The following is a 14,454-nucleotide window of genomic DNA, read 5'->3' as shown; positions in this document are numbered from 1 at the left end:
CCCTACAGCGTAAGGATTGTGATGGACGATAAAGAGCAGTTTACGAATCTTGTGGCAAAGCATGCCTCCGGACTCACCGAAGAGCAGCTGGCCGGGTACGATGCCTGTTCCCTGGATGGTGAATGCGTCACGCCTTCATACGAGGTTTTCCGGGGGTATCGTACCCGCCACACACTGGATGAATTTCTGGAGATGGCCATATCGCTGAATGCCATCCACCCGGATGAATATTTAACGGATATGCTGCTGAAGCCTCATGAGGTGATCGGCGCTCTGGCCGATGAAGGCGACCAGCTGAACAACGCCACCCCGGTTTATTTCTTTCCGGATACCGGCGTCTATGCAGCGGCCGTTAGTGAAACCCGGGTGCTCGATGCCTGGCTTTGCTGGCCATGCTACCCGGCGAACTGGTAACGCGGCCGTTGGAATTGCACCGGCCGGATACGAATTTAACCGATCCCGTGGCGGGAAGGCTATCAGAGTTGCATGTCCTCATCCCTCAAGCCCCCTGCCAGGCCCCAACGTGCTGTCAGGCTTCGCCTGATTCCCGATCTGCGCCGATACTTCAGCCGATAACTTTTTGTTTTCTTTTTATTTTCTTCCCATTTCCTCAAAAATCGCGGGCGGCGTGGACAGGGCACCATTGCCGCATGTGGGGTCTTAATAAGGGCAGGGTGGTCAGTTTTGCTCGATGCCATGGGTAGGCCCTCCCCTTCATGGGATGAGGACATGCAAGTAAGCTAACTATCTGAAATGACGAAGGTTCATTTGGTGAATGTCGCTTCATATTAATGTTGTGTCACTTATGATCGTATGTAGCTGGTTGCAAAGAGGAGCGATGAGACAATAAAGTTGTATCGCTAACAAGATTTATGCTGCCACATAGTAACAGCCTAAAAGTTGTACGCCCTATTTAACAGCTTTTAGGCTGTTAATTTGATATTACAGCTTTTAGGGTGTATGTTTAGGAAACAGCCTGCAAGGTGTATCAGAGGAAACTACTGAGGCCAGCTTATGATCAATAATGATTACCCGTTAAACACGCTCAACCAGCTGCGTCCCTTGCTCATTGGTTTTCGCAAGGCGAATGGCCTGACGCAAAAAGACCTGTCCGAAAGGTTAGGCGTCACTCAACAGACATACTCACGTCTGGAAGCCAACCCTGCCAGTGCGAGCATTGAACGGCTATTCAAGGTGTTTTCCATCCTGGGCGTAAAAATCAGCTTCTCCTCGGCAACCACCTCTTCAGAGAGGAAGCAGACGGAAGAAATGCTTAAATCAAACTCACCTGCACGACAGGAGGATTGGTAACGATATGAGCCGGAAACAGCAACGTCTGGTAATTTGGATGAACGGCATCAAAGTCGGGTACTGGGAAAAAAGCAAAGGGGTAGACAGCTTAGAATACCTTCCTGAATGGGTTGCTGACGAACAGGGAAGGCCGCTGTCATTGTCCCTTCCTTTTACTCCCGGGAACCAGGTCTGGCGTGGAAATGTGGTACGTGACTATTTTGATAATTTACTGCCGGACAGCGAAGGCATACGCAGACGTCTGGCAATGCGTTACAAGGCCGATAGCCTGGAGCCTTTTGATCTGCTGACGGAGCTGGGAAAAGACTGCGTGGGCGCGATACAGCTGCTTCATGACGGAGATGAACCCACTGATTTATATTCCGTGAAGTATCACCCGCTTACTGAATCAGAAATTGCGGCAACTTTGCGTAATACCACGGAGACATTGCTACCGGGCAGGCCAGAAGATAACGACGACTTACGTTTATCTATTGCCGGTGCTCAGGAGAAAACAGCCCTACTGTGGCATGAAGATCGGTGGTGTATGCCGGAGGGTAATACACCAACGACGCATATATTCAAGCTACCGCTCGGACTTGTGGGGAACATGAAAGCCGACATGAGCTCGTCGGTTGAAAATGAATGGCTCTGCTCGGTACTTCTCGGCCAGTACGGGCTCCCCGTGGCAAGAACGCAGATTGCTCACTTTGAAGATCAGAAAGCGCTGGTGGTAGAACGTTTTGACCGAAAATGGTCAGGAGACGGACAATGGATCATTCGTTTACCCCAGGAGGATATGTGTCAGGCCCTGGGCGTTTCGCCATTACGAAAATATCAGGCGGACGGCGGGCCAGGTATATCGGAAATTATGGAGGTTCTGAGTAATTCAGACCGTGCTGAGCGTGACAAAGCGCAGTTTTTTATGACGCAGATAATTTTCTGGATGATGGCCGCAACAGATGGCCACGCTAAAAATTTCAGTATTTCTATTGGGCCACAGGGACGTTATCACCTTACACCAAACTATGATGTGTTGTCGGCATGGCCGGTGATCGGTCATGGGAACAATCAGATATCCTGGCAGAAGTGCAAACTGGCGATGGCCGTACGTGGCAGTAGCAACTATTACCAGATATATCGAATACAACGACGCCACTGGATCAGGCATGGTGAGATAACCGGCCTGAGTAAACAGCAGACAGAGGCGATGATAGAGGAAATCATCGCCAGAACCCCGGGTGTCATTGAACGTGTTAGCGGGCTTCTTCCGGACCAGTTCCCCCAGCAGCTTGCGGAAAGTATTTTTGATGGAATGAGGCAGCAATGCAGGCGCCTGGCTGAGAAATGACAGCCGCAATTTATAGTGTGCATGTTTTCAGAATAGCTGATGTAAGCGTGAGGATTCAGTATGACTGAAGAACAAAAAAGAATAGAGCGGGCTATTGAGTTGGCTTGTCGTTACGGCGGAACCGATGAAATGCATCATCTGCAATGGGTCGTGGATCAGATGGTAAGAGAACTTGCTGGAGAACGTTATGCACAGATTGTAGCTGATGCCACCAGCGGAGAAGATGGGCCTGATACTTACAAATGGAGTGTTGGGATCGCGCCTTAACAGCTGTCGGTCTGGGGGTGAAAACGTATTCTTCATTCAGCGAATTCCCAGGCTTCACATTAAGACTAAAGCGGCGGCCGCAGTAACGTAAGAGAAAATAAATGGCTATTTTAGCAATCATTGCAGTTATCGCCCTGGGTGGGTACGCCTACGGATTTATTAAAACCCGTGAGCTGAGCGCTTTGCGTAAAGAAATGAAACTATACGTGGATCGCATGGAAGCGGCGGAGCTGGACTTACACGCAATCAGAAGTGTAGCGGAGCACCGGTTGCACGGTGCAGGTAAACAGTTTGCCGACCTTTACAGCCGTATCGACGGTGCAACTGTGACGCTGACACCCGAAGATCAGCTGTTACTGGCAACGATGCCATTTAATATTCAGGATGTAGAAGACATCGTAAACGAGCGCGGTCCAAAGACAATTAGCGGCCGTCCATTCTGGGAAGTTGAGCCAGGCCCGCATGATTATGAATATGGCCCGCAATATCCGTATTTCCCAGACCAGCGCTAGGAAGAGATCAAGATGAGAGAGCCAAGACCACGCCATACCTTGCAGGTCATTCGTGTACCTTCTCTGGAGGTTCAGGACCTGGGGCTGACCAGCTTTGATAGCTGGCTTGACGAGCACGGGTATGACAAAACGAATGCCAGAAATAACCGTACCATCTGGGCGAGAGAAGGCGGATGGCATCTGAAACGTTGCAGAAATCTTGAAACTGGCACGGACGATTTCTGGTTTATCGCTTTCGATGGTAAAGGCGGGAAGATTTACCCGCTGAAAACCCAAAGAGACTACCGGGCTGCATATCGTAAGCTGGAAGCAGAAGGTTATGCGCCTGCGGTCATCGAGCAAATGACCACAGGCGCAGCATATAACCTGGCCTATCCACGTTCCACCCTAAAACAAGCTGAGACGGCCACCAGCGAGCCAATTCGGAAACCTGACGTAGATATCCAGGGTGAGCACTGCGAGCGCGTAGTGACGCAACGTAGTGGCGTGGCACAGGGTAAATTCAAAGCTCTGCTCATCGAGAATTTCGCAGGCCGTTGTGCGGTAACCGGTTGGGTTAATGGAGGTGTCCTGGATGCGGCACACATTGAACATGGAACCCGGTACAATCCGTCTAATGGCATCCTGATGACTCCAACAATGCATGCGCTGTTTGATGCCGATCTTATGGGCATAGATCCGGCCACCCTGACCGTTCATTTTAAGCCAGGCATTGAGGTGGGCGAGCTGTTTGAAGGCCGTAAAATCACACCGCTGGTGTACGATCTGGACTTAGAGCGGCTGGCCGTACGCTGGGCAGAATACCAGGGCCTTGCTCAGGACCAATGAAGGGTGACAGCCAGGTTGTGCCTAAACCTGGCAGTAAAACCTGCATGCCACAAACCTTTAAATTCTGACTCAAGAGCCTGGCACAAGATAAAAGCGAAATGAAAAGGTTAAAACCGGTGCACCAGACCTCTTAGGTTTAATACCTGAGCCAGTATACTGGCAGTCTCAGGTAAGTGGGTATCATACACTTCAGAAATATCCACACCGAGATAACCGCAACAGTTAAAGAGCTAAAAAGGACGGTTTTAATTTTATGAATAAAACAGCTTTAATTATGATTCTGGGAATCCTCGGATGTGGTAAAGCATTTGCAGCCACTGAATTACAGCTCCAGCAAAAACGCGTTATGCATTTCTGTGCCAATGCCAGCCTTCCGTTGTTGATTGCCGGTACAACTTATGCGAATACGTCTGACAATGGACGACCAGAAAAAGAAAGAGTGGCAATCCTGAAAAATTCAGTTGCAAGCTCGACAGCTTATAAAATGGCATCTCCCGGAGTTCAGATGGCCATGATGAGCGTGGTGGAAGATATTGCCGATCCGAAAGAATTAGCTCTACATCAAAAAGAAGTTAGACGTCTTGGGGCTAGTTATCTTTCCGACAGCGGTGTTTCATGGGCTTCAAAAACTGTTTCACCATTTACAGCCTGGTGTAACTTTAACCGTTTAGAAAGTTAAGGCTGGCAAGGCGGTTTCTGTTCAGGAAAGTTACTTTCCGTGCGGGGACCGTAAGATACAGATAAAGCTTAAGGCCTTTGAATTTTTGGAAAGCATTTGAAAATTTCATTGCGCTTGTCTGATATGAAACAGCCCCTGCATTTCTGCAAAGGCTGAAAGAGTGTGTACGGACTTTGGAAGGAGTGATGATATACGCCTGAGCCATCCCATCACCGCAGACAGGGTAATTAACCCTGACTAAAGCTTTCACCTATTCCGTCGCTCGCAAGCGGCTTTCGCACACTAACGAAGGTATGGCCTTTCGTCGGTGTTAAATTTTTCAAACTTTGCTTACTTTGTCAAGGAAGGTGACCGCAGTAGCAGGCACAACTACTTTAATCTGTATGAATAATAAGGTAGAACCGGCCAGTGAATGAATGCTTACCCTGAAATCAGGCGGACAACCTTCAGGAATATTGATAGCAAGACTGAATCTCTCGCTGCGGCGATAAACATTTCGCCATAACCCTGAACGAGAGTGGTTCATCCATCATATACAGGAGCGTTACATGCGCAAATTTAAGTACATAATCTGTCACCAGTGCGAAGGCCACGGGACCATGGAAAACCCGGCCTTTGAAAATGGATTCACCCAATCAGAAATGGCTGAGTGGGAGCCAGAAATGCGTGAAAAGTATTTTGCCGGAGCATTTGATGTTCGCTGTAACGTTTGTGCCGGTGACGGTAAGCTCAGCGTACCAAACGTAGCGGCTATGTCTTTTTCAGAACGACGGGTTCTGGCAGCACGGCGGCGTGATGAGCGTCTTCAGGCTGCTGATGAACGGCTGTCCCGCCAGGAACGAGCAATGGGGTACTGAGGTGCTACAGCAAAGATGAAAATGACGAAGCCAAAACCGGTAAGCCGGATGAAAAGACCGTTTATTAGTGAGCTTGCAGAGCTGGGTTTATCGGGTGAAATTCTTTCAATTCGAACTGACGGCATGCAGGGGACGCTCATACCCGATCTTACCGCAGGGGTGAGTGAAGCAGGCCGTGTGAAAACCGGCAACTGGGTAATCTCTGACAAGAGAACCTTCGACCATGTCGTTCTGTGTGTTGAAAGACAAGATGAGAACCATGATGTGTACGTAGGTAAATTCATCCAGTTACATGTAGCCGCTAATAAGAGCCTTAAGATCGTCGAAATGGGCGATGTGAAACTGGTGGCCATAACCAGCTCGATTCCTACCACTTTTAATGGTGGGATAAAGAGATACAAAGGGGTTACGTATGTGTCACTTTCCCAAACAGCTCAAACCACTATCGACTTCCCGAAGCGTATCTACAAAGAGGGCCAGGAATGTACTTCTGTCACCAGTCCTGACCAAGGTCCTTTCGCCCGGGATGTTAGGTTGAATTGCTACGGGCGATGTGTTGTCACCGGCGTAAGGTCCCCCTGGCGTACTGAGGCCGCGCACTTAACGCCACGTCATGAAGAAGGCATTCCCGACGTAACGAACGGAATTTTACTTCGCCGTGATATCCATACACTGTTCGACAATGACCATTGCGCCATAAACCCTGACACTATGAAAATTTACTTCAGCCGGGAGGCCCGGGAGTTGGATGATGATCTCCTGAAATGGCATGGGAATGAGATAGAGACGACACGCATGCAGGTTCCGGTTAACATCGAAAACCTTCGGATACGATGGCAAAAATTTAAGGCTAAGGATCGTCAGCGTAAATAAAGCCATAAGCTGAACCACGGCGAGGATTAGTCTTGTTCACTAAATGACAGCGAGAGATTAAATGCAAACCCAAAAAGAAATTACAGTTGGCCAGATCTGGGAAGAAGTGGATCCAAGACTGATCCGGAAAGTGCGGGTTGTTGAGGTGGCCTCGTTAGAAGGGCCCAAAGGCATCCTTATCGAAAACGTGGAGTCTGGTCGTAAGAACTGGGCGTCGTCATCCCGCTTTAATGGAAAGCGTGGAGGGTATCGTCTTATTTCCTGACGGTTTTGCCAATATGGGAAACTGAAGAGGTTGAAACCATCCCGGTGAGGGAGCATATCTGGTAAAGAAGAGTCTTTAAAAAGGTTTTACGCGACCTGGGATAATAAACGGGAAAACGATACCCAAAAAAAGAATACAGCGATGATAACGATAAGGAATGGTAAGGGCTTCAATATTTTGAGAAATGCCCTGGCTTCCTTTGCATCTGCATTTCTAATCAAACTGTCCACATAGGGATCACAGCTCTTAGGTTCTGAATTTTTCATATGTTCTGTACCTGAAATTGATTCCGTATGAGAAAAGGCCACCGAAGTGGCCTCTATCAAAACTGGTGGCAAAAGTTAGATCAGGAAATCATCAAGACTTTTACCGGCTGCAATTTGTTCTGCCAGAGCTTTGGGGGTACGGCCCTGTCCAGTCCACGTTTTTGTTTCGCCATTTTCATCAGTAAATGAGTATTTGGCCGGGCGTGGTCCACGGCTTTTCTTGGTAGCCGTAGATTTGGCCTGGAATGAGCCAAGCAGCTCTTCCGGGTTGATACCATCTTCTTCCATTAACTTACGCAGGGCGTCAAGTTTCTCCTGACGAGCTTGCAGTTCGGCAGCTTTGGATGATTCTTCCTGACGGCACTGTTGCAAATAGTCGGTGGTGATAAACTTATCATCCCCTTTTGCTGATGGAGCTGCACATGAACCCATTCAAAGGCCGGCATTTTCAGCGTGACATCATTCTGTGGGCCGTACGCTGGTACTGCAAATACGGCATCAGTTACCGTGAGCTGCAGGAGATGCTGGCTGAACGCGGAGTGAATGTCGATCACTCCACGATTTACCGCTGGGTTCAGCGTTATGCGCCTGAAATGGAAAAACGGCTGCGCTGGTACTGGCGTAACCCTTCCGATCTTTGCCCGTGGCACATGGATGAAACCTACGTGAAGGTCAATGGCCGCTGGGCGTATCTGTACCGGGCCGTCGACAGCCGGGGCCGCACTGTCGATTTTTATCTCTCCTCCCGTCGTAACAGCAAAGCTGCATACCGGTTTCTGGGTAAAATCCTCAACAACGTGAAGAAGTGGCAGATCCCGCGATTCATCAACACGGATAAAGCGCCCGCCTATGGTCGCGCGCTTGCTCTGCTCAAACGCGAAGGCCGGTGCCCGTCTGACGTTGAACACCGACAGATTAAGTACCGGAACAACGTGATTGAATGCGATCATGGCAAACTGAAACGGATAATCGGCGCCACGCTGGGATTTAAATCCATGAAGACGGCTTACGCCACCATCAAAGGTATTGAGGTGATGCGTGCACTACGCAAAGGCCAGGCCTCAGCATTTTATTATGGTGATCCCCTGGGCGAAATGCGCCTGGTAAGCAGAGTTTTTGAAATGTAAGGCCTTTGAATAAGACAAAAGGCTGCCTCATCGCTAACTTTGCAACAGTGCCTTTCACCCTCGATGCCAACCACGTCAGGTGGCAAATTTTCGACATTAACCGCGACGATGCTAAATTTCATGGAGAAGTGCGTGGGTGAAATAGCCGGTCGTCAGTCATAAAGGGCAGGGGAGTACCGTTGGCCCGGCGTTCGATAGTACCGTCCGGATACTGCCAGATATCGGCGTCCAGGGAGATGTCCTGAAGCGCGGTGTCCGGAATTTCAGGTTTGTGTCTCTACAAAGACTAACTATCAGAAAAACTCATCGAGCATCAAATGAAACTGCAATTTATTCATATCAGGATTATCAATACCATATTTTTGAAAAAGCCGTTTCTGTAATGAAGGAGAAAATTCACCGAGGCAGTTCCATAGGATGGCAAGATCCTGGTATCGGTCTGCGATTCCGACTCGTCCAACATCAATACAACCTATTAATTTCCCCTCGTCAAAAATAAGGTTATCAAGTGAGAAATCACCATGAGTGACGACTGAATCCGGTGAGAATGGCAAAAGCTTATGCATTTCTTTCCAGACTTGTTCAACAGGCCAGCCATTACGCTCGTCATCAAAATCACTCGCATCAACCAAACCGTTATTCATTCGTGATTGCGCCTGAGCGAGACGAAATACGCGATCGCTGTTAAAAGGACAATTACTAACAGGAATCGAATGCAACCGGCGCAGGAACGCTGCCAGCGCATCAACAATATTTTCACCTGAATCAGGATATTCTTCTAATACCTGGAATGCTGTTTTCCCGGGGAGCGCAGTGGTGAGTAACCATGCATCATCAGGAGTACGGATAAAATGCTTGATGGTCGGAAGAGGCATAAATGCCGTCAGCCAGTTTAGTCTGACCATCTCATCTGTAACATCATTGGCAACGCTACCTTTGCCATGTTTCAGAAACAACTCTGGCGCATCGGGCTTCCCATACAATCGATAGATTGTCGCACCTGATTGCCCGACATTATCGCGAGCCCATTTATACCCATATAAATCAGCATCCAGGTTGGAATTTAATCGCGGCCTCGAGCAAGACGTTTCCCGTTGAATATGGCTCATAACACCCCTTGTATTACTGTTTATGTAAGCAGACAGTTTTATTGTTCATGATGATATATTTTTATCTTGTGCAATGTAACATCAGAGATTTTGAGACACAACGTGGATTTGTTGAATAAATCGGGCACTGTTGCAAAGTTAGCGATGAGGCAGCCTTTTGTCTTATTCAAAGGCCTTACATTTCAAAAACTCTGCTTACCAGGCGCATTTCGCCCAGGGGATCACCATAATAAAATGCTGAGGCCTGGCCTTTGCGTAGTGCACGCATCACCTCAATACCTTTGATGGTGGCGTAAGCCGTCTTCATGGATTTAAATCCCAGCGTGGCGCCGATTATCCGTTTCAGTTTGCCATGATCGCATTCAATCACGTTGTTCCGGTACTTAATCTGTCGGTGTTCAACGTCAGACGGGCACCGGCCTTCGCGTTTGAGCAGAGCAAGCGCGCGACCATAGGCGGGCGCTTTATCCGTGTTGATGAATCGCGGGATCTGCCACTTCTTCACGTTGTTGAGGATTTTACCCAGAAACCGGTATGCAGCTTTGCTGTTACGACGGGAGGAGAGATAAAAATCGACAGTGCGGCCCCGGCTGTCGACGGCCCGGTACAGATACGCCCAGCGGCCATTGACCTTCACGTAGGTTTCATCCATGTGCCACGGGCAAAGATCGGAAGGGTTACGCCAGTACCAGCGCAGCCGTTTTTCCATTTCAGGCGCATAACGCTGAACCCAGCGGTAAATCGTGGAGTGATCGACATTCACTCCGCGTTCAGCCAGCATCTCCTGCAGCTCACGGTAACTGATGCCGTATTTGCAGTACCAGCGTACGGCCCACAGAATGATGTCACGCTGAAAATGCCGGCCTTTGAATGGGTTCATGTGCAGCTCCATCAGCAAAAGGGGATGATAAGTTTATCACCACCGACTATTTGCAACAGTGCCCCCTGATGCACCTGCTAGGCTTCCGCTTCGCGCCGCGCATCCGCGACCTCGGCGAAACCAAGCTGTACGTGCCGCAGGGCGTGCAAGCCTACCCGACGTTGCGCCCGCTGATCGGCGGCACCCTGAACATCAAGCACGTGCGTGCCCACTGGGACGACATCCTGCGCCTGGCCAGCTCGATCAAGCAGGGCACCGTCACCGCCTCGCTGATGCTGCGCAAGCTCGGCAGCTACCCGCGCCAGAACGGACTGGCCGTGGCCCTGCGCGAGCTGGGCCGGATCGAGCGCACGCTGTTCATCCTGGACTGGCTGCAAAGTGTTGAACTGCGCCGCCGCGTGCATGCCGGCCTGAACAAAGGTGAGGCGCGCAACTCGCTGGCCAGGGCGGTGTTCTTCAACCGCCTTGGGGAAATCAGGGATCGGAGCTTCGAGCAGCAGCGCTACCGGGCCAGCGGCCTCAACCTGGTGACGGCGGCTATCGTGCTGTGGAACACGGTGTACCTGGAACGCGCCACCCAGGGGTTGGTCGAGGCCGGCAAGCCGGTGGACGGCGAGCTGCTGCAATTCCTGTCGCCGCTGGGCTGGGAGCACATCAACCTAACCGGCGATTACGTCTGGCGGCAGAGCCGCAGACTGGAAGACGGGAAGTTTCGGCCCTTACGGATGCCCGGAAAACCTTAGCGTACGATTTTTTCCGAATTCTGCGGGCTCCCCCTTTGCATCATCTGCGGCATTGTAGTTGCAGTTCGAGGTTATTAATCTTGGACAGAAAATGCTGTATGTCCAGTCAGCCGGAGAATTATACTAGCGACCATGATCATCACAGGAAGAACACGTAACAGATGGCAACTGAGTGGGTAGATGTGGCTGATAATGCCGTTAAAATTGGGCTGGGTGCATTAATCACCATTGTTGGTGGCTGGATTACACTGAAATTAACACACTGCCACGAAATAAGAAAAGATGCAATAGCTCAGCGACTGCGGGATATAGATAAAAAAACTGACCGCTATATAGATTTTCTTTCTTCATCGCAAACGCTAATGCAGAAATATCTTTATGAATCATGTGATCCAAGTAGCAAGGACTACACCAATTATATGCGGTTGCATAATATTGTAAGCCTGACATCCTCCCCTGAATTGCGAATCTATGCTTTTGATACTCAGTCCAAAGTATCGCAATTTATCCTGCTCAGAAAGCCCAACGAACCAGAGGTTATTGATTCCTGTCGCAATGCCGCGAGAAACGCCGTTTCTGTGCTTCAGGGGGCAGTGAGTGCTGAATTGCTTCAGGATAAAGCAGCACTTCAGGACAAACAACATGCATGGTGGGCTTTCTGGCGAAAATAAAGCAGAACAGTGGAGGAAGAGCCATTTATCCAAGTAGCGAAAGACAGTTAAAGCCTTGGGAAAAAATGTCGATAATCCGAGCAATATTCTATCGTAGGAAGAAAAATGGAAATAGTATCATTTAAAGTTTCTCAGTATAGGTCTATTTCAGGGGAGATATCCTCTGATAACTTTAATGGATTAACCATTGTTGGGCAAAACAACAGTGGTAAAACAAACCTATTAAAAGCTATGAGGGTTTTTTTTGAAGGAAAATTTAATCCTGACTTATATGACTATGAAAAAGATAAGCCACATGGTGTTAAGCAAGGACAAACTAGTTTTGCTGTAAGATTTACTTTTTCTGAAAGTGAGCTAGATGATGTCTCTGAGGATTTGAGCCAAGACGATGATGATGACGATGATGACTCGATTATTGAACTTGGTGTTTTAGGGGAGCAAGAAGAGCCTAGTAATTCTATTTCATTTGATGATGGCAGCTCTAAACAACAAGAATCAAAACCAACTCAATCAAGAGGCAGAAAGCTAAGTTTGAGAGATAGATATTTGCAGCTGTTTAACATGATTGATGACTCCAGGTTAAAGTCACCTCAAAACGAAGTGACCGTACATCTGACAATATCTAATAAAAACAATTACTTTTACACTGTCTTTAAAGGTTACAAGAGGAAACCTGAAGTAACTTCCTCCATGTATACATCTGTTGAAAGAAGGTTCATAGAAAAAATACTTTCTAGTTTTGAGTGTGTGTATATACCATCGTCAAAAAGTATTGATGATATATATCATAATCTATTAGTTCCATATGTTAGGAGTGAAGTAGCTTCAGCCATGAAAACATCGGTTCAAGTGATTCATGATAAACTGTTGGAAGTATCTGAAAAGATAACAAATGAAATGATTCTAAGCGGTATAGATGACTGTAGCTTTATTATTAAAGCTCCGCCATCTCTTGATGAGTTATTTGGTCGCTTTGAGGTTTCAATAAAAGATACTATTGAGAATGTGATATCGAGTAAAGGTATGGGGCTACAATGCTTATCTTTATTTTCTTCATTTAAATCTATTTCAGAGAGAAAACTTACTCTAGGTAAGAAAACGATTTGGATGGTTGAGGAGCCTGAGTCTTTCTTGCATCCCTCATTAGGCCGGTCATGTAATCACATTTTCAAATCACTGATGGATGTTGCTTATGTTCTTATTACAACTCATTCCTTATCATTTGTCAGTGATGAGCCAAGTAAGATCATTGAGTTATATAAAGATGACGCCGGTGTTACAAAAGATAAAAAGCATGAAAAAAGATTTAATGCAGTTGCAAGCATAAGAGAAAATCTTGGGGTCAGATTTTCTGATTTCTTTAACATATCAAGTAGTGCAGTTTTCGTTGAAGGTATCACCGACAAACAATATATAGAATCAATATTGAAATTGACATCTGAAGATGATGAGTTTAAGAACAGATGGCCTTTTCTGAGGAGTGCTAAAGTTGATGAGTTTGGTGGAGTCAGTCAACTTGGGGGATTCTTGAAAGGGTGCTACGAGTTTATTTCTAAAGATGTCCCCGTAATATCTGTTTTTGACGGTGATGAAGCTGGGGTCAAAGAAAGAACCAGATTACAAAGCTACTTTGGTAAAAAACAAATTAGATTTGAGTCAAATAAAGACTATATTTCTGTAAGAAGTGGTTTTGCTATTGAAGGCCTCTTCCCTGACGATTTCATTTCTGACGCAATGGAAACCCATCCGTCGTGGTTTATCGGAGGAAAATCTGTTGATGCCGATGATGTAATTGAACCATTCAAAGTGCAAGATAATAAAAAAACTAACTTATTAAATTTCTTCCTGGAAAAATGTCGTGTTCAACCTATATGCGGTTGGATTTCTCGGTGGGAAAAGGTGTTTAACGTCATAGACTCAGCCTTGCGAGATAAAAGTGAATCCATCACAAACAAAAAACGAACCGAAGATACTTCCGGTAACACTTCAGATCATCAAGCTGCATAATCGATTGTGTGCACCAAGGTTGCACATACACCTGATTAATCAAGAGTGAGACCATAACAAGCCTATATCAGATAACAGCCCTCTTCATAAGAGGGCTGTCTTTTTCGCGGGCATCGTACTTGGGTTCCACTTGGAAAATGGAAAACATCCTACGCTAAGAGCGTTTTTTAAACAACCGGCTTGTTGGTTTTTACGAGATACTGTGCAGTTGAAGGAACAAGATAAAGGAATTAAAGACCCTTTAGTACCATACTTTCATGAAATTTTCCCATATTTTCTTTTAGATCGTGCAACAGCGAAAAGACGTAGGAATTGGCTTGATTAGCCGCAATACTATTTCTGGACAGAATGGCGAGGAATTAAACGAGAGACGTAAAAAAGGCCGCTTACGCGACCTCAGCCTTTTGCGGTTTTGGCTTGGTGATATACCACGATAGACAACCGACAATAAAACTCATGAACATTCCAGTAAAACGATCATCAATGCCTGGAAACAGGCAACCGACAAACATCGCAACAGGGAAAGGAAGAAGTAAACAGCGCCCCAAAATGCTCATAAAATCCATAAATCCTCCTTTGTTAAAGGGCAGGAAGCGGTGCACTTCCTGCCCTTAGTTACGTTTCCGCAGTCATCAGTCGATGAACTGACGGATCAGTTCCAGAACTGCAATCAGCGCGTTTGCAACGGCGACCACAGCCCTGAGAACGATGATTAACAGGTTAATCATC

At 47.4% G+C, this 14,454-nt stretch carries 18 protein-coding genes and 1 pseudogene; 14 read left to right on the top strand and 5 right to left on the bottom strand.

Translation table 11 applies throughout. The annotated features are described in order from the left end of the window. The first annotated feature begins 21 nt into the window (after positions 1-21). The 10 genes from LDB27_RS22610 (at position 22) to LDB27_RS22565 (ending at position 6,922) form a co-directional block, all read left to right on the top strand. Entirely contained in the window at positions 22-414 is a 393-nt protein-coding gene (locus LDB27_RS22610) for a hypothetical protein (protein ID WP_000341066.1), read from the top strand. Positions 415-1,017: 603 nt separating this feature from the next. Next, positions 1,018-1,311, top strand: a complete 294-nt coding sequence (locus tag LDB27_RS22605) for a helix-turn-helix transcriptional regulator (protein WP_024136327.1) — start codon at positions 1,018-1,020, stop codon at positions 1,309-1,311. A gap of 4 nt (positions 1,312-1,315) precedes the next feature. Further along, a complete protein-coding gene (locus LDB27_RS22600; RefSeq protein ID WP_000088046.1) occupies positions 1,316-2,641 on the top strand; it encodes a type II toxin-antitoxin system HipA family toxin in 1,326 nt (441 codons plus the stop codon). A gap of 60 nt (positions 2,642-2,701) precedes the next feature. Continuing rightward, complete coding sequence (locus LDB27_RS22595) at positions 2,702-2,908, top strand: hypothetical protein (protein WP_000134171.1); 207 nt, start codon at positions 2,702-2,704, stop codon at positions 2,906-2,908. Between the two features lie 101 nt (positions 2,909-3,009). Continuing rightward, positions 3,010-3,420: a hypothetical protein gene (locus tag LDB27_RS22590; RefSeq protein WP_000985911.1), complete on the top strand. Its 411-nt coding sequence runs from the start codon at positions 3,010-3,012 to the stop codon at positions 3,418-3,420. A gap of 12 nt (positions 3,421-3,432) precedes the next feature. Beyond that, complete coding sequence (locus tag LDB27_RS22585) at positions 3,433-4,248, top strand: HNH endonuclease signature motif containing protein (protein WP_001572439.1); 816 nt, start codon at positions 3,433-3,435, stop codon at positions 4,246-4,248. Between the two features lie 253 nt (positions 4,249-4,501). Continuing rightward, a complete protein-coding gene (locus tag LDB27_RS22580; protein WP_001043843.1) occupies positions 4,502-4,927 on the top strand; it encodes a hypothetical protein in 426 nt (141 codons plus the stop codon). A 548-nt stretch (positions 4,928-5,475) separates the two neighbouring features. Then, on the top strand, positions 5,476-5,784 hold the full coding sequence (locus LDB27_RS22575; protein WP_001224687.1) for a hypothetical protein: 309 nt from the start codon (positions 5,476-5,478) through the stop codon (positions 5,782-5,784). Between the two features lie 15 nt (positions 5,785-5,799). Continuing rightward, complete coding sequence (locus LDB27_RS22570) at positions 5,800-6,657, top strand: HNH endonuclease signature motif containing protein (protein ID WP_000784387.1); 858 nt, start codon at positions 5,800-5,802, stop codon at positions 6,655-6,657. 61 nt (positions 6,658-6,718) lie between these two features. After that, the gene (locus tag LDB27_RS22565) at positions 6,719-6,922 is read left to right on the top strand and encodes a hypothetical protein (RefSeq protein WP_001194555.1); all 204 of its coding nucleotides are present in this window, start codon (positions 6,719-6,721) and stop codon (positions 6,920-6,922) included. A 341-nt stretch (positions 6,923-7,263) separates the two neighbouring features. Here the strand turns inward: LDB27_RS22565 and LDB27_RS22560 are convergent, their stop codons facing one another. Continuing rightward, positions 7,264-7,620 carry an H-NS family nucleoid-associated regulatory protein gene (locus tag LDB27_RS22560; protein WP_065311124.1) on the bottom strand — a complete coding sequence of 119 codons (357 nt, stop codon included), beginning with the start codon at positions 7,618-7,620 and terminating at the stop codon, positions 7,264-7,266. On the opposite strand from LDB27_RS22560, the gene LDB27_RS22555 reads away from it, so the two are divergent. Beyond that, on the top strand, positions 7,611-8,315 hold the full coding sequence (locus LDB27_RS22555) for an IS6-like element IS26 family transposase (RefSeq protein ID WP_001067855.1): 705 nt from the start codon (positions 7,611-7,613) through the stop codon (positions 8,313-8,315). The genes LDB27_RS22560 and LDB27_RS22555 overlap by 10 nt on opposite strands. 293 nt (positions 8,316-8,608) lie before the next feature. Here LDB27_RS22555 and LDB27_RS22550 read toward each other — a convergent pair whose 3' ends face one another. Continuing rightward, positions 8,609-9,424 carry an aminoglycoside O-phosphotransferase APH(3')-Ia gene (locus tag LDB27_RS22550; RefSeq protein WP_000018321.1) on the bottom strand — a complete coding sequence of 272 codons (816 nt, stop codon included), beginning with the start codon at positions 9,422-9,424 and terminating at the stop codon, positions 8,609-8,611. Positions 9,425-9,599: 175 nt separating this feature from the next. Beyond that, positions 9,600-10,304, bottom strand: coding sequence for an IS6-like element IS26 family transposase (locus LDB27_RS22545; protein ID WP_001067855.1), 705 nt, complete (start codon positions 10,302-10,304; stop codon positions 9,600-9,602). Between the two features lie 65 nt (positions 10,305-10,369). Here LDB27_RS22545 and LDB27_RS22540 point away from each other — a divergent pair. From LDB27_RS22540 to LDB27_RS22530, 3 genes and pseudogenes are all read left to right on the top strand, one after another. Next, positions 10,370-11,047: pseudogene (locus tag LDB27_RS22540) on the top strand (Tn3 family transposase); the annotation flags it as partial. Between the two features lie 161 nt (positions 11,048-11,208). Further along, positions 11,209-11,718: a peptidase M14 gene (locus LDB27_RS22535; protein WP_065311128.1), complete on the top strand. Its 510-nt coding sequence runs from the start codon at positions 11,209-11,211 to the stop codon at positions 11,716-11,718. Positions 11,719-11,823: 105 nt separating this feature from the next. Beyond that, complete coding sequence (locus LDB27_RS22530; protein WP_065311127.1) at positions 11,824-13,725, top strand: AAA family ATPase; 1,902 nt, start codon at positions 11,824-11,826, stop codon at positions 13,723-13,725. A gap of 386 nt (positions 13,726-14,111) precedes the next feature. Here the strand turns inward: LDB27_RS22530 and LDB27_RS22525 are convergent, their stop codons facing one another. Beyond that, positions 14,112-14,291, bottom strand: coding sequence for a hypothetical protein (locus LDB27_RS22525; protein WP_000347021.1), 180 nt, complete (start codon positions 14,289-14,291; stop codon positions 14,112-14,114). Between the two features lie 66 nt (positions 14,292-14,357). Then, complete coding sequence (gene dqlB / locus LDB27_RS22520; protein ID WP_000609149.1) at positions 14,358-14,453, bottom strand: DinQ-like type I toxin DqlB; 96 nt, start codon at positions 14,451-14,453, stop codon at positions 14,358-14,360. Between the last annotated feature and the right edge of the window lies 1 nt (position 14,454).

Source organism: Salmonella sp. JXY0409-18, assembly GCF_020268625.1.
Taxonomy (GTDB): Bacteria; Pseudomonadota; Gammaproteobacteria; order Enterobacterales; family Enterobacteriaceae; genus Salmonella; species Salmonella enterica.
Note: the sequence above shows the minus strand (reverse complement) of the source record. Positions and strands in the feature narration are given on the sequence as shown.

Coding starts and splice junctions, on each gene's coding strand:
- LDB27_RS22600 (WP_000088046.1), top strand. CDS start 1,316: ATGAGCCGGAAACAGCAACGTCTGGTAATTTGGATGAACGGCATCAAA.
- LDB27_RS22575 (WP_001224687.1), top strand. CDS start 5,476: ATGCGCAAATTTAAGTACATAATCTGTCACCAGTGCGAAGGCCACGGG.
- LDB27_RS22610 (WP_000341066.1), top strand. CDS start 22: ATGGACGATAAAGAGCAGTTTACGAATCTTGTGGCAAAGCATGCCTCC.
- LDB27_RS22525 (WP_000347021.1), bottom strand. CDS start 14,291: ATGGATTTTATGAGCATTTTGGGGCGCTGTTTACTTCTTCCTTTCCCT.
- LDB27_RS22560 (WP_065311124.1), bottom strand. CDS start 7,620: ATGGGTTCATGTGCAGCTCCATCAGCAAAAGGGGATGATAAGTTTATC.
- LDB27_RS22565 (WP_001194555.1), top strand. CDS start 6,719: ATGCAAACCCAAAAAGAAATTACAGTTGGCCAGATCTGGGAAGAAGTG.
- dqlB (WP_000609149.1), bottom strand. CDS start 14,453: ATGATTAACCTGTTAATCATCGTTCTCAGGGCTGTGGTCGCCGTTGCA.
- LDB27_RS22535 (WP_065311128.1), top strand. CDS start 11,209: ATGGCAACTGAGTGGGTAGATGTGGCTGATAATGCCGTTAAAATTGGG.
- LDB27_RS22595 (WP_000134171.1), top strand. CDS start 2,702: ATGACTGAAGAACAAAAAAGAATAGAGCGGGCTATTGAGTTGGCTTGT.
- LDB27_RS22545 (WP_001067855.1), bottom strand. CDS start 10,304: ATGAACCCATTCAAAGGCCGGCATTTTCAGCGTGACATCATTCTGTGG.
- LDB27_RS22580 (WP_001043843.1), top strand. CDS start 4,502: ATGAATAAAACAGCTTTAATTATGATTCTGGGAATCCTCGGATGTGGT.
- LDB27_RS22585 (WP_001572439.1), top strand. CDS start 3,433: ATGAGAGAGCCAAGACCACGCCATACCTTGCAGGTCATTCGTGTACCT.
- LDB27_RS22530 (WP_065311127.1), top strand. CDS start 11,824: ATGGAAATAGTATCATTTAAAGTTTCTCAGTATAGGTCTATTTCAGGG.
- LDB27_RS22550 (WP_000018321.1), bottom strand. CDS start 9,424: ATGAGCCATATTCAACGGGAAACGTCTTGCTCGAGGCCGCGATTAAAT.
- LDB27_RS22555 (WP_001067855.1), top strand. CDS start 7,611: ATGAACCCATTCAAAGGCCGGCATTTTCAGCGTGACATCATTCTGTGG.
- LDB27_RS22570 (WP_000784387.1), top strand. CDS start 5,800: ATGAAAATGACGAAGCCAAAACCGGTAAGCCGGATGAAAAGACCGTTT.
- LDB27_RS22590 (WP_000985911.1), top strand. CDS start 3,010: ATGGCTATTTTAGCAATCATTGCAGTTATCGCCCTGGGTGGGTACGCC.